The organism is Streptomyces sp. NPDC025273, from assembly GCF_040638585.1.
In the GTDB taxonomy this organism is placed as follows: domain Bacteria; phylum Actinomycetota; class Actinomycetes; order Streptomycetales; family Streptomycetaceae; genus Streptomyces; species Streptomyces cinereorectus.
The window spans coordinates 228,848-245,335 of the sequence record NZ_JBEZYP010000008.1 but is presented as its reverse complement, the minus strand read 5'-3'; the positions used below and the strand labels follow the sequence as shown (position 1 = coordinate 245,335).

Annotated in this window: 15 protein-coding genes, 1 tRNA gene and 2 pseudogenes; 11 read left to right on the top strand and 7 right to left on the bottom strand. The window is 70.8% G+C overall.

Annotated elements, in window-relative coordinates:
• The first annotated feature begins 119 nt into the window (after positions 1-119).
• The 5 genes from AB0F38_RS16295 to AB0F38_RS16275 all read left to right on the top strand — a co-directional run bounded on the left by AB0F38_RS16295 (position 120) and on the right by AB0F38_RS16275 (position 2,920).
• Positions 120-569 carry a hypothetical protein gene (locus AB0F38_RS16295; protein ID WP_361892790.1) on the top strand — a complete coding sequence of 150 codons (450 nt, stop codon included), beginning with the start codon at positions 120-122 and terminating at the stop codon, positions 567-569.
• The gene (locus AB0F38_RS16290; RefSeq protein WP_361892787.1) at positions 566-1,363 is read left to right on the top strand and encodes a transcriptional regulator; all 798 of its coding nucleotides are present in this window, start codon (positions 566-568) and stop codon (positions 1,361-1,363) included. Before AB0F38_RS16295 ends, AB0F38_RS16290 begins: the two co-directional genes overlap by 4 nt.
• Positions 1,364-1,401: 38 nt before the next feature.
• A complete protein-coding gene (locus tag AB0F38_RS16285) occupies positions 1,402-1,866 on the top strand; it encodes a roadblock/LC7 domain-containing protein (protein WP_361892784.1) in 465 nt (154 codons plus the stop codon).
• Between the two features lie 62 nt (positions 1,867-1,928).
• Positions 1,929-2,303, top strand: a complete 375-nt coding sequence (locus AB0F38_RS16280; protein ID WP_361892781.1) for a hypothetical protein — start codon at positions 1,929-1,931, stop codon at positions 2,301-2,303.
• A 200-nt stretch (positions 2,304-2,503) separates the two neighbouring features.
• Positions 2,504-2,920: a hypothetical protein gene (locus AB0F38_RS16275; protein WP_361892778.1), complete on the top strand. Its 417-nt coding sequence runs from the start codon at positions 2,504-2,506 to the stop codon at positions 2,918-2,920.
• A gap of 142 nt (positions 2,921-3,062) precedes the next feature.
• On the opposite strand, the gene AB0F38_RS16270 is transcribed toward AB0F38_RS16275, so the two are convergent.
• From AB0F38_RS16270 to AB0F38_RS16260, 3 genes are all read right to left on the bottom strand, one after another.
• Positions 3,063-3,911, bottom strand: a complete 849-nt coding sequence (locus AB0F38_RS16270) for a MurR/RpiR family transcriptional regulator (RefSeq protein WP_361892775.1) — start codon at positions 3,909-3,911, stop codon at positions 3,063-3,065.
• 160 nt (positions 3,912-4,071) lie between these two features.
• A complete protein-coding gene (locus AB0F38_RS16265; protein ID WP_361892772.1) occupies positions 4,072-4,872 on the bottom strand; it encodes a maleylpyruvate isomerase family mycothiol-dependent enzyme in 801 nt (266 codons plus the stop codon).
• 506 nt (positions 4,873-5,378) lie between these two features.
• On the bottom strand, positions 5,379-6,782 hold the full coding sequence (locus AB0F38_RS16260; protein ID WP_361892769.1) for a cystathionine beta-synthase: 1,404 nt from the start codon (positions 6,780-6,782) through the stop codon (positions 5,379-5,381).
• 155 nt (positions 6,783-6,937) lie between these two features.
• Here AB0F38_RS16260 and AB0F38_RS16255 point away from each other — a divergent pair, with 155 nt between their 5' ends.
• The 3 genes from AB0F38_RS16255 (at position 6,938) to AB0F38_RS16245 (ending at position 10,543) form a co-directional block, all read left to right on the top strand.
• Complete coding sequence (locus AB0F38_RS16255) at positions 6,938-7,966, top strand: SGNH/GDSL hydrolase family protein (RefSeq protein ID WP_361892943.1); 1,029 nt, start codon at positions 6,938-6,940, stop codon at positions 7,964-7,966.
• Positions 7,967-8,184: 218 nt separating this feature from the next.
• Complete coding sequence (locus AB0F38_RS16250) at positions 8,185-9,405, top strand: acetyl-CoA C-acetyltransferase (protein ID WP_361892766.1); 1,221 nt, start codon at positions 8,185-8,187, stop codon at positions 9,403-9,405.
• Between the two features lie 298 nt (positions 9,406-9,703).
• Complete coding sequence (locus AB0F38_RS16245) at positions 9,704-10,543, top strand: hypothetical protein (RefSeq protein WP_361892763.1); 840 nt, start codon at positions 9,704-9,706, stop codon at positions 10,541-10,543.
• Positions 10,544-10,561: 18 nt separating this feature from the next.
• Here the strand turns inward: AB0F38_RS16245 and AB0F38_RS16240 are convergent, their stop codons facing one another.
• Positions 10,562-10,882 (bottom strand): hypothetical protein, encoded by a 321-nt coding sequence (locus AB0F38_RS16240; RefSeq protein ID WP_361892760.1) that lies wholly within the window; start codon positions 10,880-10,882, stop codon positions 10,562-10,564.
• Positions 10,883-10,983: 101 nt separating this feature from the next.
• Here AB0F38_RS16240 and AB0F38_RS16235 point away from each other — a divergent pair.
• Positions 10,984-11,238, top strand: a pseudogene (locus AB0F38_RS16235) (DUF4287 domain-containing protein).
• Here the strand turns inward: AB0F38_RS16235 and AB0F38_RS16230 are convergent.
• From AB0F38_RS16230 to AB0F38_RS16220, 3 genes and pseudogenes are all read right to left on the bottom strand, one after another.
• Complete coding sequence (locus AB0F38_RS16230) at positions 11,222-12,109, bottom strand: Bax inhibitor-1/YccA family protein (protein ID WP_361892757.1); 888 nt, start codon at positions 12,107-12,109, stop codon at positions 11,222-11,224. The pseudogene AB0F38_RS16235 and the gene AB0F38_RS16230 overlap by 17 nt on opposite strands.
• A gap of 144 nt (positions 12,110-12,253) precedes the next feature.
• A tRNA-Leu gene (locus AB0F38_RS16225) sits at positions 12,254-12,340 on the bottom strand.
• Positions 12,341-12,587: 247 nt separating this feature from the next.
• Positions 12,588-12,859, bottom strand: a pseudogene (locus AB0F38_RS16220) (glycoside hydrolase family 2 protein); the annotation flags it as partial.
• A gap of 210 nt (positions 12,860-13,069) precedes the next feature.
• Here AB0F38_RS16220 and AB0F38_RS16215 point away from each other — a divergent pair.
• Both AB0F38_RS16215 and AB0F38_RS16210 read left to right on the top strand, forming a co-directional pair.
• The gene (locus AB0F38_RS16215; protein WP_361892754.1) at positions 13,070-13,837 is read left to right on the top strand and encodes an ABC transporter ATP-binding protein; all 768 of its coding nucleotides are present in this window, start codon (positions 13,070-13,072) and stop codon (positions 13,835-13,837) included.
• Positions 13,838-13,897: 60 nt separating this feature from the next.
• Positions 13,898-16,423, top strand: a complete 2,526-nt coding sequence (locus AB0F38_RS16210) for an ABC transporter permease (RefSeq protein WP_361892751.1) — start codon at positions 13,898-13,900, stop codon at positions 16,421-16,423.
• Positions 16,424-16,488 lie beyond the last annotated feature (65 nt).

Genomic DNA, 16,488 nt, shown 5'->3' with positions numbered 1-16,488 from the left:
CACTCCATACACGCTCCCGCGCATGTACCACTGGAAAATGCCAGAACTTCCACCATGAGCGTGCACTTTGCGTAGCCTCCTCACTACAGCCGTACACCACGTCGGGAGGGGAGTCCACGTTGCCCGGAATCGACGAGTGCCTGCTCGACGTCATGAGGCTGCCCGGCGCCCGGGGCGCCGCGGTGGTCGACTGGACGAGCGGCCTCGCCCTCGGCACGATCGGTGAATCGCCCAACGGCGACCACGAGGCGACGGCCGCCGAGACGGCCGAGGTGGCGAGGATGGCGGCCGAGCAACCGGTCTTCGCGCAAGCGGCCCACACCGCCGGATCAGCCCCGGCCGCGTTACGCACGCCGACCCGGCCGGACCAGGACCCGACGGCTCCTGTCGGCCCCGCGGTGGAAGACGTCATCGTCACGACCGCAGTCGGCTACCACATCCTCCGTTTCGTCGAGACGGCCTTCGACAGCAGCGTGTTCCTCCATCTCTGGCTGGACCGCACGGAAGGCAATCTCGCCCTCGCCCGCATACGGATCGGCGAGATCGCCGAGCGGCTGGTCCTGGCATGAGACCGGCCCCCGACGCCCGGCGCATATCCGAACAGGCCGTGCTCTCCCCCATGCTCCAGCGGCTCGCGGCGGAGCGCGCCACCGGCGCACTGATGCGCGACCGCGGCACCCTCTATCTCGCCGACGGCCAGGTCGTCCACGCCGAGAGCCCCGCCACCCCCGGCATCGACGTCCTGCTCACCGCGGGCGGCGCGCTGCGCGGCGAGGGCTGGTGGGACGCGGTCGCCCAGGCGGGTGCCGGACAGCGGGTCGGCCGCTATCTCGTGGACAGCGGCCGGGTGCCGGGCGGCGCGCTGGAACTGTGCCACCTGGGGGCGCTGTACGACGCGGCCTTCTTCGCCCTGGCCCCGACCCACACACCGGCCCGCTTCCGCTACGGGGTGTCGCACTGGATCGGCCCCGTCCGTCCCGTACCCGTGGACTCCGTGCAGCGCGAGACGCTCCGGCGCCGGGAGCTGCTGCACCGGATCTGGCCGGACGCGCTCACCGACAGCGCCCCGCTCACCCCCACGACGCACCCCGTCGACGCCCCGGTCCCACCCCGCCAGCGCCGCGTCCTGGACCTGGTGAACGGCGTGCGCACGGCCACGGACATCGCCCAGGAGCTGGGCCGCTCCGCGTTCCACATCCTGGTCGACCTGCGCCGGCTCGCGGCTGCCGGACTGGTCGAGCCGGTGCCTTTGACCGCGGCCGGGTCCGCCTCCGCGCCCGGCCGGATCGAGCTGCCCGAGGTCACGGCCGACCCCGACGTCGCCCTGCTGCGCCGGCTCAGAGACGCATTGGAGGCCCTGTGATACGCGCGCTCAGACAGCGTGCCGGGAGGAGACAGCTGATGGTGCCCGAGGCCGAAGTGAAGGGTGTCCTCGACGAGCTCCAGCGGTTACGGGCCCGGGTGCCGCTCCTGACCGGTGCGCTGGCCGCCAGCACGGACGGCCTGGTGGTGGCCCAGGACACTCCGGGCATCGAGGCCGAGGGTGTCGCCGCACTGACCGCCGCGGCGCTCGGTGTGTCGATCCGGATGACCGAGGCCACCGGTCGCGGCGGCTTCCGCGAGCTCCTGATCCGCGGCACGGACGGCTACGTCGCCACGTACGCAGCGGGCTCCTCCGCCGTCCTCACCCTGCTGGCCGAGGACCGGATCAACGTCGGCCGGCTCCATCTGGAGGGCCGCCGGGCCGGTGCCCGTATCGGCGAAATGGTCGACGCCGCGCTGGACCGCGCCGACCGCCCCGCACCTCCCCCGCGCCCCCCGCAGTCCCGCGACCTCCCCCGCCGCGGCGCACCGGACCACGCATGACGAAGGCATCAACCAGAAACGGACCGGCCACCCGGCCGGCCAGGGAAAGGAAACGAGCACTCATGGCCAACACCGAAACGTCACTGAAGGGCGCGATGACGTCGATCGAGGGGACCCTCGGGGTCGCACTCGTCGACTACACCAGCGGCATGGCCCTGGGCACCCTCGGCGGCGGCAAGGACTTCAACCTGGAGGTCGCGGCGGCGGGCAACACCGACGTCGTGCGCGCGAAGCTCCGCACCATGGAGCACCTGGGGATCAAGGACGAGATCGAGGACATCCTCATCACCCTCGGCAGCCAGTACCACCTGATCCGGCTGCTCAGGACCCGTGGCAACAACGGTCTGTTCCTCTATCTCGTGCTGGACTCCGGCCGTGCCAACCTCGCGATGGCCCGCCACCAGCTGAAGAAGATCGAGGCCGAGCTGGAGGTCTGACCCTCCGTCCTCACCCGCGGCGGCGCCGCACCCACCGGGCGCGGCGTCCCCGCCATCGGCCGGGTACGGCAGGGCAGAGGCGGACCCCGAAGCCGTCGAACAGGCCCCCCCTGGGACCGGAGAACGGATCATCAAGCTCCAGATGCGGAGGTTCCGCGAACTTGAACGATCCGGAATCCGGCAGGAGTCAGGGTCTCGGCATGATCAGGACATCAAAGCGCATCGCCCGGACCACAGGCCTCCTCACAGCGTCGATCGCTGCGGTCGCCCTCGCTGCCACTCCCGCGAATGCCGCCTCGCTCAGCCGTAGTTGGAGCGGGAACCAGGTACAGGTCGACCATGATCCCGGCAACGGCTACAACTCCTGGGTCTGGGTCTGGGACGGCGACGCCGACAGCCGAGGGGTGTTCGCGGAAGTCCACCTCCAGGACGGGACCCGAGACAAGGTCTGGGACAGCAACGGAGCCGGCAACGACGGGACGACCAGGAACTACACCAAGGAAATCGACTGGTTCCGCCTCTGCCAGTACTACAACGACAGCTCAGGCGGGGTCGTCGTGACCGAGTGCAGCAACGGTAGTTTCGGCAGTGACGCCGGCTGGTGGTGGGCCTGGTAGTCCGGGCCCGGACCGTGACCCCACGTTCTGCGGCTTGGACGTGGGGCTTCACAGGCCGAGGAGTGAAAGTCCTGGTCAGGCTCCGGCCGATCGTCAGTGGGCACAGACGGGCGACGTCCGAGAATCGGCAGGAGGGGTCCGCCTACCCGACGAACAGCCCCCGGGCCGCGGCGCGGGCGTCGAACTCCTCCAACCGGGCCTGGGCCTCGGGCAGTCCGTCACACATCGCCTCCAGCAGCACCCGCCCCAGCAGCATCGGCGCGCACGCGGTGTCGAAGGCGAGTCCGGTCCCCACGGCGGCCGGAATCAGCAGATCGCTGTGCTCGGCCACCGGGGCGAACGCCGAATCGGCGACGGTCACGACGGTCAGTCCGCGCTCCTGGGCGTACGCGAGCGCGTCCACGACCTCCCTCGGATGCCGGGGCAGCGCGAAGCACACCAGCGCGGTCGCTCCCGCCCGCACCGCGGCGTCGATCCGGTCGTGCAGCATGCTGCCGCCCTCGTCGAGCACCCGTACGTCCGGATGGACCTTGGCAGCGAAGTAGCCGAACCCCCGGGCCTGTGAGGACGCCGCCCGCAGGCCGAGCACGAGCAGCGGCTTCGAGCCGGCCAGCAGCCGCCCCGCCCGCTCCACCGGCGCCGGATCGGCGAGGAGTTCGGCCAGATGCCGCAGATTCTCGATCTCGGCCCGCACGGCCTGCTGGTACTCGTTGAAGCGCTCCTCGGCGCCGCCCCCACCCGCCGCGCCGGCCGGCGCGACCTCCCTGAGGTGCTTGCGAAGGGCCGGATACCCGTCGAACCCGAGCGCCACGGCGAACCGGGTGACGGACGGCTGGCTGACCCCGGCCAGCTCGGCCAGCTCCACACTCGACAGGAACGGGGCATCGGCGGCCCGCCGCACCATGGAGTGCGCGATCCGCCGCTGGGTGGGCGTGAGCCGCTGCCCCTCGAAGAGCCGCTGCAACCGCGCGGCCGGGCTGCTCCCGCTCATGCTGTCCCTCCAGGAATCCGCCGGTGCCGGACCGGCGCCGAGGAATCCATTCAGTCAGCAAGCGGCCTGTATGTCCATATACAGATCCGCGGCGGACCTACGCCCGACCTCCGAGGATGACAGGTGGCCGGTCGCGCCGGCCCCTTTTCCGGCTCCGGTCTCAGAACACCACGCGCGCCGCTGTCAGCGCCGCCCGCACCTCGGGGTCACCGTCCAGTTCCAGGTGCCCGCGCGGGGGGCGGCCCGACACATGGCGGGCGAAGACGATCGCGTCGGCGCGGAGCGTGGCGGCGGGGGTGCCGATGCCCAGGAGGCGGTTCCCGCCCGCCGGACCGCTGAGATCGATCTCCACCGCGGCAGCCGTCCAGGCGAGGGACAGGTCCAGCACCACCTGGTCCACGATCTCCCGGTCATGCGCGTCGAGGACCAGCCCGGCTCCGGTCGCGTCGCTGATGTCCACCCGGTGCATCCAGGTGTCGCGGGCCACGAGGACATGGTTCAGGTAGTCCATCGAGTCGTCCGGCAGCACCTTCGCCTCCGGGTAGAGCAGGCTGAGGCGGACCCTCCGGCGGGCGGCGGCGGGCATACGGCGCAGGGTGCGCAGCCCCTGCGGGGCGAAATGGGCGAGCGCCCCGATCAGCTCCGGGCCCGGGACGGCACTCCGGTCCGCGATCTGGCTCTCGTTGTGGCCGTCGAGCGGCCCCAGGTGCGGATGGGTCCGCCTGGCCCGCCGGATGCGCCGGAGCGCGACCCAGGGGCGGGGCAGTTCCTCGTACTGGCCGACGACGTGGGCAAGCATGTCCCTGACCGTCCAGCCATCGCACGCCGTGGGGCGGTGCCAGTCCTCGTCGGACAGCTCACGGCACATGGTCAGCACCGCACGGAGCTCCGCCTCGTTGACCTCGCGGGCCCGCGCCGCGGACGTACGGGGGATGGTGCGGGCGTAGAAGGTGGTGACCATCGCGCGGTCTCCCGTCTCCCCCCGTCCACGCTACGCCGGGGCGAGGCCGCCCGCCCGGGTGGCATTTGGGCGGGTACGGAGGGCTGACCCACTGCCCCAGGAGCTCCCGACGCGTAACCGGTGGATCCGGAGGAAGCGGAGCACGTCGGGCCGGGACGGCCGAGGGCGCTGGAAAGGGTCCGGGAAGGGCCTGAGGCGGTCGGGGGAGCCGAAGGACCGCCGCTTCCCGCGCATGAATATGTCGCGGGGACCGCCGCACCCCCGGTCGCCCGGGGGGCGGGACGACGGCGGTCCCCGCGAGGGACGCGGTCCCCGGGTCAGGGCCGGGTGTCGCGTCCAGGCGACGGTGGAGGTCCGGGAGCCGCTCCGTAGTCCGTGTCGCCGTATGTGGTGCCGGCGGGTTTCCCTGCCGACACCCCTTACTCTGCCCGAGCCGTGTTAAGCCGGTGCTGCGCGTACGTGTCGCGCTCGTACCGTTTTCGCGAAGCCCGGACACCGGTCCCTGGCTAGGGCCTGTGGGCCGCGTCCTTGGCGAGGAAGGCCAGCAGGTCCTGCCTGCTCACGACGCCCTTGGGCTTGCCCTCGACGAGAACGATCGCCGCATCGGCGCCGTCCGCGCCACTGAGCACGGCCATCAGGTCCTCGACCGGTTCACCGGAGCCGACCTGCGGCAACGGGGCCGACATGTGCTTGTCCAACGGGTCGGAGAGGGAGGCCCGCTGGGTGAACAGCGCGTCCAGGAGCTGACGCTCGACGACGGAGCCGACGACCTCGGCGGCCATCACGTCCGGGTGGCCGGCGCCCGGCTTCACGATCGGCATCTGGGAGACGCCGTACTCCCGGAGCACGTCGATGGCCTCGCCGACCGTCTCCTCCGGGTGCATGTGGACGAGCGACGGGATCGGGCCCTCCTTGAAGTCGAGGACCGCGCCGACCTGCGCGGACGTGCCGGTGTCCTCCAGGAAGCCGTAGTCCGCCATCCACTCGTCGTTGAAGATCTTGCTCATGTAGCCGCGGCCGCTGTCCGGCAGCAGGACGACGACCACGTCCTCGGGCCCGAGGCGCGCGGCCACCTTCAGTGCCGCGACGACCGCCATGCCGCAGGAGCCGCCGACGAGCAGGCCCTCCTCCTTGGCGAGGCGGCGGGTCATCTGGAAGGAGTCCTTGTCCGAGACCGCCACGATCTCGTCCGTGACCGTACGGTCGTAGGCGCTCGGCCAGAAGTCCTCGCCGACCCCCTCGACGAGGTACGGGCGGCCGGAACCGCCGGAGTACACCGAGCCCTCGGGGTCCGCGCCGATCACCTGGACCCGGTTCCCGCTGATCTCCTTGAGATAGCGGCCCGTGCCGGTGATCGTGCCGCCGGTGCCGACGCCCGCGACGAAGTGGGTGATGCGCCCGTCCGTCTGGTCCCAGAGCTCGGGGCCCGTGGTCTCGTAGTGCGAGCGCGGGTTGTTCGGGTTGGAGTACTGGTCGGGCTTCCAGGCGCCCGGCGTCTCACGGACCAGCCGGTCGGAGACGTTGTAGTACGAGTCCGGGTGCTCGGGGTCGACGGCCGTCGGGCAGACCACGACCTCCGCACCGTACGCGCGCAGCACGTTGATCTTGTCCGTGGACACCTTGTCCGGGCAGACGAAGATGCATTTGTAGCCCTTCTGCTGGGCGACGATGGCCAGGCCGACGCCTGTGTTGCCACTGGTCGGCTCGACGATCGTGCCGCCGGGCAGGAGCTCTCCGCTCTGCTCCGCCGCCTCGATCATGCGCAGCGCGATGCGGTCCTTGACCGACCCGCCGGGGTTGAAGTACTCGACCTTGGCCAGGACCGTCGCCTGAATGCCTGCCGAAACATTGCGCAGCCTCACCAGCGGGGTGTTGCCGACAAGACTGATCATCGAATCGTGGAATTGCACCGTGTACTCCGGGGTCTCCGAGATGGTCAGGCAAGAGTATGCGTACGAGCACGGGATTGGACGAAGCGATTGGGCAACGCCCCCCGCGGGGCAGGTAGTGCTGTGTACGGCTGTACGGCAAGGAGGAGGTGGACCGGACTGTGTCGAGAGCGAGGGTGGCACGGCGGATCGCGGCGGGCGCGGCCTACGGCGGCGGGAGCGTCGGGCTGATCGGTGCGGCGACGGTAGGCCTGGTACTGGCCGAGGTGCAGCTGGCGAAACGGCTGGTGGGCGGGGGGACGGCGCCGGTCCCGCCGAGTGCGGACGGGCGGTACGGGGTGGCGTTCGCCGGCCCCGCGGATCCGTTGCGGTTCGTGATGCTGGGCGACTCGACGGCGGCCGGCCAGGGGGTGCGCAGGGCCGGACAGACGCCGGGGGCCCTGCTGGCGTCCGGGCTGGCGGCGGTGGCCGAGCGGCCGGTGGATCTGCGGAACGTGGCGTTGCCGGGGGCGCGTTCGGACGACCTGGAACGGCAGGTGTCGCAGGTGCTGGCGGATCCGTCGGGGCCACCGGACGTCTGCGTGATCATGATCGGGGCGAACGACGTGACGCACCGGATGCCCGCGACGCAGTCGGTGCGCTGTCTGAGCACCGCCGTACGGAGGCTGCGCACGGCGGGTGCGGAGGTGATCGTGGGGACGTGCCCGGACCTGGGCACGATCGAGCCGGTCTACCAGCCGCTGCGGTGGCTGGCCCGGCGGGTGAGCCGTCAGCTGGCGGCGGCGCAGACGATCGGAGCGGTGGAGCAGGGCGGCCGGACGGTGTCGCTGGGGGATCTGCTGGGGCCGGAGTTCGAGGCGAATCCGCGGGAGCTGTTCGGTCCCGACAACTACCACCCGTCGGCGGAGGGCTACGCGACCGCGTCGATGGCGATGCTGCCGACACTGTGTGCGGCGCTGGGGCTGTGGCCGGAGTCCGACCATCTGGACGGGTCGCGGCGCGAGGACATGCTGCCGGTCGCGAAGGCCGCCTCCCGGGCCGCGCGGGAGGCGGGTACGGAGGTGACGGGGGCGCGCGCGCCCTGGGCCCTGCTCAAGCACCGGCGGCGGCGGAGGCTGCCGGCGCACACGGAGCCGACGCCGCACGAGGACGTGCCCCCGCCGGCACCCGGCTCGGGCAGCGGGGCGACGTGGCGGCCCGCCTGAGCGGTGGACGGGGCGGCCGGCCGGTGCGAGGCGGGCCCTGCACGCCGTGGCCGGCCCGGGCCGGCCGGTCGGCCGACCGGGAACAATCGGAGCGACTGAGCGGTTGCTTAGAAAAGAGGTCCGCATCACATCGCTTGTTGGGTGACCTCAGCTATACGTCCGGGTAACTTCCAAGGCAGCCCAGCCTTCCTGCCTTCCAGCCCTCATGGAGCCGCGTGATGCCCGAAGCCGTGATCGTCTCTGCTGCCCGTTCGCCGATCGGCCGGGCCTTCAAGGGGTCCCTCAAGGACCTGCGCGCGGACGACCTGACCGCGACCATCATCCAGACCGCCCTGGCCAAGGTTCCCGAGCTGGACCCGAGGGACATCGACGACCTGATGCTCGGCTGCGGCCTTCCCGGCGGGGAGCAGGGCAACAACCTGGGCCGCGTCATCGCCGTGCAGATGGGGATGGACCACCTCCCCGGCTGTACGGTCACGCGCTACTGCTCGTCCTCGCTGCAGACCAGCCGTATGGCCCTGCACGCCATCAAGGCGGGCGAGGGGGACGTCTTCATCTCCGCCGGTGTCGAGATGGTGTCCCGCTTCGCGAAGGGCAACTCCGACAGCCTGCCGGACACGCACAACCCGCTGTTCGCCGAGGCCGAGGCCCGCACCGCGGCCCGCGCCGAGGAGTCGGGGGCGGGCTGGACCGACCCGCGCGAGGAGGGCCTGGTCCCGGACGCGTACATCTCGATGGGGCAGACCGCCGAGAATCTGGCCCGGCTCAAGGGCGTCACCCGCCAGGACATGGACGAATTCGGCGTGCGGTCGCAGAACCTCGCCGAGGAAGCCCTCAAGAACGGCTTCTGGGAGCGTGAGATCACGCCCGTGACGACCCCGGACGGCACCGTGGTCTCCAAGGACGACGGCCCGCGTGCGGGCGTCACCCTGGAGGGTGTGCAGGGCCTGAAGCCGGTGTTCCGCCCCGACGGACTCGTCACCGCGGCCAACTGCTGCCCGCTCAACGACGGCGCCGCCGCGCTCGTGATCATGTCCGACACCAAGGCGCGGGAGCTGGGCCTGACCCCGTTGGCCCGGATCGTCTCGACCGGCGTCTCCGGCCTCTCCCCCGAGATCATGGGGTACGGCCCGGTCGAGGCCAGCAAGCAGGCGCTCAAGCGCGCCGGGCTGACCGTCGACGACATCGACCTGGCCGAGATCAACGAGGCGTTCGCGGCCCAGGTCATCCCGTCCTACCGGGACCTCGGCCTGCCGCTGGACAAGGTCAACGTCAACGGTGGCGCCATCGCCGTCGGCCACCCCTTCGGCATGACCGGCGCCCGGATCACCGGCACGCTGATCAACAGCCTGCAGTTCCACGACAAGCAGTTCGGCCTGGAGACCATGTGCGTGGGCGGCGGCCAGGGCATGGCCATGGTCATCGAGCGCCTGAGCTAGACCTCCCGCCCCAGGGCCCCAGGGTTCCCGGAGCGGCCACGGGCCGGTTCACCCTCCCTCGCGAGGGCCGGTTCGAACCCGGCCGAGCCCCGAACGTGACCGAATCTCCCCCAGGATGTGACCTGCGTCCCGGGGGAGAGTCGTTTCCCCAGGTCACACCCGATGCAGGACTAAACGTCAGGCCCAAAGACCTGTCCAATTCGTGACGTAATGCACTGACAGCACGCACCGGTACAGGACAAGCTGATGTAGGAAGTCGGGGGTGTCGATTGAAACCGGGAGTATGTCAGTGAGCGCCATGTCATTTGCCCTGTTGCTGACCACCGCCGCTGCCACGGCCGTCGGCGCCGCCGCTCTGCACGCCGCTCACGGGCTGCGCGAGCAGGTCACGGCCCTGCGAACGGAGCTGGCGGAGGGGCGGAGCCTGAGCGCCTCCGTGCCCGAGCAGCAGAACCGGAGTACCGCCACCCCCGCCGAGGAGATACGGGCGGCGGTCGCCGAGGCGCTGGCCGAGGAGCGCGAGCGCGAGCTCGCCGAGGCCCGCGCCTTCTGGGCCGCCCAGGAGGCGCGTGACGCCGCCGACGCCCCGTCCCTGCTGGGCGGTCTCGCCGGTCTCGGCGAGGACGTCCCGTTCTTCATGCCCCGGCAGGCCGACTTCGCCGGCCTCGAGGCCATGGACCTCGAAGCCACCGAGGCGATGGACGAGCTGGCGGAGCTGACCGAACTGCCCGAGGTCGCCGAATTCGCGGAGTTCACCGACGACTCCCCGGAGCTGGCCGCGGCCCGTCGCCGCCACCCCTCGCACCCGGACTTCGTTCCCGTGCAGACACCGGTCGTCACCGACCATGAGCGTACCGTGAACCGTCTGGAGCGGCTCGCCGACACCGGTACGGAGCTCACCGACGTCCGCCCCGGCCCGCTCGGCACGCTCGACGTGTACGTCTTCGCCGACGGCACCACGCTCTGCATGACGCCGGGCCACCGCGAGACCGCCGAACGGCTCGCCGCATCGCTGCGGGCCGGTGAGCAGCCGGTCCTGCTGGGTGGTTCCGGGGTCTCCGGCGCCTACGCGCTGACCTTCTCGTGCGGCGCGGAGAACGTCTACATCCTCGCCGACCGCGTCATCGCCTCCTTCTGAGGACCCACCCTCGGCGGCTCACGGGGCGAAAGCCCGCGCCGCCGCCTCCTCGACACAGCGCACGGCCTCGTCCAGCTCCCGGGACGAGGCCGTTTCCAGTGCCACCGCCAGGTCGCGGCCCGCGACGGCGAGCTGGTCGCCCACGGCGAATATCCCGGCGTCCGGCATCACGCGCGGCTCCCGGTCCGGCGCCTCGGCGCGCTGGGCCCGCGCCGCCAGTTCCCTGGCCGTGGCCAGGGCCTCCGCGGCGGCGCCGCGCTGCAGCCGGCTCTGCGGAGCACTGCGGAGACGGTCGGCGAATCGGTCCACAGCCGTGATGAGGGAGGTCGTATCGAGCACGCCGCGACCCTACGCGCCCCCGCAGGACGGTTGCCAACGCGCTTCCGCCCGGGCAGGTGCCGGGAAGGTCCGCAGCAACGCGCACCGCGTCGGACGCGCCGATGCCTCAGGTCCTCTCCGAGGAACCCACCGCAACCCGCTCTCGATCCCGGAGTGCACCGGTCGTGACATCGTCGACCGGCTTCGCACCGTCGACGAGGCCCCCTCCCTCGTCCGCTTCGAGGAGAAGGCCGGGCCGGCTGCGGAGCGAACACGAGCTCACCTACGGCCGCCCGAGCGGAAACGGAGCGGCCTGCAGGCATGTGCCTGCAGGCCGCTCCGTCGATCGTTCCCTACGGGTCAGTCGTCCCCGTTGAGGATGGAGAGCAGGCGCAGCATCTCCAGGTAGATCCACACCAGGGTCAGGGTGAGGCCGAAGGCCGCCAGCCAGGACTCCTCGCGCGGTGCGCCGTAGTTGATGCCGTCCTCGACCTGCTTGAAGTCCAGGGCCAGGAAGCACGCGCCGAGGATGATGCCGATGACACCGAAGAGGATGCCGAGGCCGCCGCTGCGGAAGCCCAGGCCGTCACCGCCGCCGAACACGGAGAACAGCAGGTTGACCATCATCAGGAGTACGAAGCCCATGGCCGCGGCCATCACGAAGCCGTAGAAACGGCGTGTGACGCGGATCCAGCGCATCTTGTACGCGATGAGGACACCGGCGAAGACACACATGGTGCCCATCACCGCCTGCATCACCGTGCCGGGGCTGATGTAGGTGCTGACCGCGCTGGAGATGACTCCGAGGAAGACGCCCTCGAAGGCCGCGTACGCGAGGATCAGCGCCGGGGACGCCTTGCGCTTGAAGGACTGGACCATCGCCAGGGCGAACGCCACCAGGGCGGCGACGATCGCGATGCCGTAGGACTTGCCGAGATTGGCCTCGTCGACCGGCAGCAGGGCCCAGGAGAGCGCGGCGGTGAGCACCACGGTGCCCAGCGTCATCGCCGTGCGCGTGACGACGTCGTCGATCGTCATCGCGTCGGAGCGCACCGGCGCCTGCGGGGCGCCGTACTGAGTGTCCTGCTGGGCGTAGGGGTTCGTGGCGTACGGGTTGGCGGCGGTGCCCTGTGCGTACGGGTTGGCACCCGCTGCGGGGGCCCCGGCCTGCGGCGCCGCGTTGAAGCCCGCGTAGCCGTTGTCGCGGCTGAACCCCCGTCGCGAGAAGACCGGGTTGCTGCTCCTCATTTCACTCCTCCATGGCCACCCAGCGTGGCCTTGTCACAAGAGTAATGGGTAGGCAAAACAATCACGCTAGTGCCAGAGGAGGATCTTTGAGAGAAGTTGACTACTGAAGTACCGTGCGGCCGCCCGGGCCCGCCCACGCTGCGGTGGTGCCCGGAGCCGGACTCGAACCGGCACGCCCCCGAGGAGGCAGCGAGGTTTAAGCTCGCCGTGTCTGCATTCCACCACCCGGGCGTGGGCGCGCGGCTCCGCGTTGGCACAAGACCCTATCCGCGGGCTTCCCCCGATCAGCGGAACACCCGCTCGATGTTGTCTTATTTTATTGACCGTTTGAGGGTCCGTCAGACACCGCGCACCGCATCGGCACATGCCCGGACGCGCACAGGGGCACGAACCCGGCAAACGGGAATGACGGAAACTCGCCGCACCCGCACGACCCTTTCGTCATGCCCACGCCAGCATTCGCCAGGGATCCGCCACCTCAGCGCCCGACGGTGTCGTCGACGCACCGCAGAACGGGCCGGGTTCCCAGCGCCCCGGGTCCTCCAGGACCGCTCCCGTGACATGAGACACGGCACGCTCGCCGGGCAGGAGGGTGACGAGCATGTCGTCGACCTCCGCCGCCGGGTCCAGCCGGCCGGGGAAGAGCGCGAGGTCGCGCAGCAGCGTCCGCGCGGTCACCGTGACCCGGTAACCTGCCCCCGCCGCGTCACCCTGTGTGATCATCGCGTCGTACCGCGTCGGCGGCAGCGCCCGTCCGGTCCACCGCCCCGCTGAGGAAGGACGCTCTCGGGGTCGGTGTCATACCCGAGGAGTACGCGGCGCCCGGCCGGTGCGACTCAAGAGGGCCCCCGGAACGGGCACGGGGGCTGACGCCTGCGAGGAAAACGGCCGAGACGATGGAGAGGTTCCCGAACGGAGCCCGAACCGTCCGCACCGCCCTTCCGAACCAGGAGTCCCCCTGTGACCACCACCACCGTTCACCGCCCCACCGCGGTCGCCGCCCGCGCCACGGAGCTGTCGAAGGTCTACGGCCAGGGTGAGACCCAGGTCGTCGCCCTGGACCGGGTGACCGTGGACTTCCCGCGGGGAGAGTTCACCGCGATCATGGGGCCGTCGGGCTCCGGGAAGTCCACGCTGATGCACTGCGTGGCCGGCCTCGACAGCTTCAGCAGCGGTTCCGTGCGCATCGGAGACACGGAGCTGGGGACCCTGAAGGACAAGCAGCTCACCCAGCTGCGCCGGGACAAGATCGGCTTCATCTTCCAGGCCTTCAACCTGCTGCCCACCCTGACGGCGCTGGAGAACATCACCCTGCCGATGGACATCGCCGGCCGCAAGCCCGACGCCGCGTGGCTGCAGAAGGTCATCGACATGGTGGGCCTCTCGGACCGGCTGAAGCACCGCCCCACGGAGCTCTCCGGAGGCCAGCAGCAGCGCGTCGCGGTGGCCCGCGCCCTCGCCTCGCAGCCGGAGATCATCTTCGGTGACGAACCGACCGGGAACCTGGACTCCCGCTCCGGCGCCGAGGTGCTGGGCTTCCTGCGCAACTCGGTGCGCGAGCTCGGCCAGACCGTGGTGATGGTGACCCACGACCCGATGGCCGCCTCCTACGCGGACCGTGTGATCTTCCTCGCCGACGGCGCGGTCGTCGACCAGATGATGCACCCCACCGCGGACGGGGTCCTCGACCGGATGAAGGCGTTCGAGGCGAAGGGCCGCACCAGCTGACACCGGGGCCGCCGCCGCCTCGCGTCCCCGCCCCGCCCGCACTCCCTCCCAGGAATTGACATGCTCCGTACCGCCGTGCGCAATATCCTCGCGCACAAGGCCAGGCTGCTGATGACCGTGCTCGCCGTGATGCTCGGCGTCGCCTTCGTCTCCGGCACCCTGGTCTTCACCGACACCCTCGGCAACGCGTTCCGCAACCAGTCCGCCAAGAGCTACGACAAGATCTCCGTCGTCGTCACCACCTACGCCGAGCGCGGCGACGACGAGACCGCCGCCGTCGACGCCGCCACCCTGAAGAAGATCCAGGACCTGGACGGCGTGGCGGAAGCGACCGGACGGATCTCCGGCTTCGCAGGCGTGGCCGACCCGGACGGCAAGCTGATCGGCAACGGCTGGTCCAACACCGGTGCCAACTTCGCCCCCGGCACGAACGGCAAGGACGAGCAGTACGCGTTCACCGACGGCGCCGGACCGGCCGGAGCCGGCCAGGTCGCCCTCGACAAGGAGACCGCGAAGAAGGGCGAGTACCGCGTGGGCGACCCGGTGCGGGTCGCCACCAACGGGCCGGTGAAGGAGTACACCCTCTCCGGTGTCTTCACCACCGAGGACGGTGCGGTGAACGCGGGCGGCAGCCTGGTCCTCTTCGACACCGAGGTCGCCCAGGCGCTCTACCTGCGGCCCGGCGAGTTCAAGGACGTCGGCGTCACCGCCGAGGCGGGCACGTCCGACGATCAGCTGCTGGACGCGGTGAAGCCGCTGCTGCCGAAGGACGCCCAGGCTCAGACCGGTGCCGTACTCGCGGACGAGGAGGCCGAGCAGACCGAAGCCGGCCTGAAGAACATCAACCAGCTGCTGCTCAGCTTCGCGGGCATCGCCCTCTTCGTGGGCATCTTCCTGATCGCCAACACGTTCACGATGCTGGTCGCCCAGCGGACCAGGGAACTGGCCCTGATGCGTGCCGTCGGAGCCACCCGTCGTCAGGTCAAGCGGGCGGTGCTGCTCGAAGCGGGTGTGGTCGGTGCCCTCGCCTCGGTGATCGGCTTCGTGCTCGGACTCGGCCTCGCCGTCGGACTGCGCTCCGCGGTCGGCATGTTCGGCGGGAAGGCCCCGGCAGGCCCGATGATCATCACCCCGACCGCGGTCGCCGCCGCGTTCGGCGTCGGTGTGCTGGTCACCGTGCTGGCCGCCTGGCTGCCCGCCCGCCGGGCAGCGAAGATTCCTCCGGTGGCGGCGATGGGCAGCGTCCACGCGGTGGCCACGACCAGGTCCCTGGTGGTGCGGAATTCGATCGGCGGGGTCATCACCCTGCTCGGTTCGGTGGCGATCGTCGCGGGAGCGGTGGTCGGTAAGGGCAACAGGACGCTCATCGCGGCCGGCGCGTTCCTGGCACTGGTCGGCGTCATCGTGCTCATCCCCCTGCTCTCGCGCCCCGTGATCGCGCTCGTCCGCCCGACGCTGGCGAAGCTGTTCGGCATCTCCGGAAAGCTGGCGGCGCAGAACGCCGTCCGCAACCCCCGCCGCACCGGGGCGACCGCCTCCGCGCTGGCGATCGGCCTCACCCTGGTCACGGGCATCTCGGTGCTCGGTGTCACGCTCGGCCAGGCGGTCGACCGGATGACGACCGACCACATCACCGCCGACTACATGGTGACGATGGCGAGCGGTCAGCCACTCGACGAGTCGGCGCTCACAGCCCTGGAAGCGGCCGACGGCGTCGCCGCGGTCTCGCCCCAGCAGTACGCCTATCTCCGGATCGACGACGTCGACCTCTCGGCCTCCGGAGTCACCCCGGGCGATGTGGAGAAGGTCTTCGCGATGAAGACGGTCTCCGGCTCGCTGGGGTCACTGTCCGACGGCGAGATCGCCATCGCCGAGAAGACCGCGAAGGAGAACGGCTGGAAGACCGGCGACAGTCTGCCGGTGACGTTCCTGGACGAGAAGAAGGAGACCCTGAAGGTCGGTGCGCTCTACGAGGGCAACGAGTTCCTCCAGCCGGTCCTGATCCCGAAGGACGTCGTCGACCCGCACGAGGACCTCGTCGGCATCAGCGAGGTCTGGCTGACCATGGACGGTGGCCAGACGGCGGCCAACGAGCAGGCCGTGGTCGACGCCCTGGGTGACAACCCCGCGGTGAGCGTCATGGACCGCCAGGGCATCCGCGACATGTTCGGCGGCACCGTCAATCTGGCCATGAACCTCATGTACGGGCTGCTCGCGATGGCTCTGATCATCGCGGTGCTGGGAGTCGTGAACACCCTGGCCATGTCGGTCTTCGAGCGCCAGCAGGAGATCGGCATGCTGCGCGCGATCGGGCTGGACCGGGCCAAGGTGAAGCGCATGATCCGCCTGGAGGCCGTGGTCATCTCGCTCTTCGGCGCGGTGGTCGGCATCGGGCTGGGCATGTTCCTGGGCTGGGCGATCGGCCAGAGCCTCGCCTCCTCGATCCCGCAGTACGCCCTGGTGATCCCGTGGGACCGGCTGGCACTCTTCCTGGCGCTCGCGGGGCTCGTGGGTGTGCTGGCCGCCCTCTGGCCGGCCCGCAGCGGCGCGAAGCTGAACATGCTGACGGCCATCAAGACCGAGTAGCACCTCCGCACACCGAGGGGCCGGTATCCGTGACCGTGACGCGGATACCGGCCCCTCCGCGTGCC

Excerpts from the sequence above, each read along its gene's own strand:
- AB0F38_RS16280 (WP_361892781.1), top strand. The coding sequence starts at position 1,929 with ATGGCCAACACCGAAACGTCACTGAAGGGCGCGATGACGTCGATCGAG.
- AB0F38_RS16230 (WP_361892757.1), bottom strand. The coding sequence starts at position 12,109 with ATGAGGAGCAGCAACCCGGTCTTCTCGCGACGGGGGTTCAGCCGCGAC.
- AB0F38_RS16285 (WP_361892784.1), top strand. The coding sequence starts at position 1,402 with ATGGTGCCCGAGGCCGAAGTGAAGGGTGTCCTCGACGAGCTCCAGCGG.
- AB0F38_RS16245 (WP_361892763.1), top strand. The coding sequence starts at position 9,704 with ATGTCATTTGCCCTGTTGCTGACCACCGCCGCTGCCACGGCCGTCGGC.
- AB0F38_RS16275 (WP_361892778.1), top strand. The coding sequence starts at position 2,504 with ATGATCAGGACATCAAAGCGCATCGCCCGGACCACAGGCCTCCTCACA.
- AB0F38_RS16265 (WP_361892772.1), bottom strand. The coding sequence starts at position 4,872 with ATGGTCACCACCTTCTACGCCCGCACCATCCCCCGTACGTCCGCGGCG.
- AB0F38_RS16270 (WP_361892775.1), bottom strand. The coding sequence starts at position 3,911 with ATGAGCGGGAGCAGCCCGGCCGCGCGGTTGCAGCGGCTCTTCGAGGGG.
- AB0F38_RS16290 (WP_361892787.1), top strand. The coding sequence starts at position 566 with ATGAGACCGGCCCCCGACGCCCGGCGCATATCCGAACAGGCCGTGCTC.
- AB0F38_RS16210 (WP_361892751.1), top strand. The coding sequence starts at position 13,898 with ATGCTCCGTACCGCCGTGCGCAATATCCTCGCGCACAAGGCCAGGCTG.
- AB0F38_RS16250 (WP_361892766.1), top strand. The coding sequence starts at position 8,185 with ATGCCCGAAGCCGTGATCGTCTCTGCTGCCCGTTCGCCGATCGGCCGG.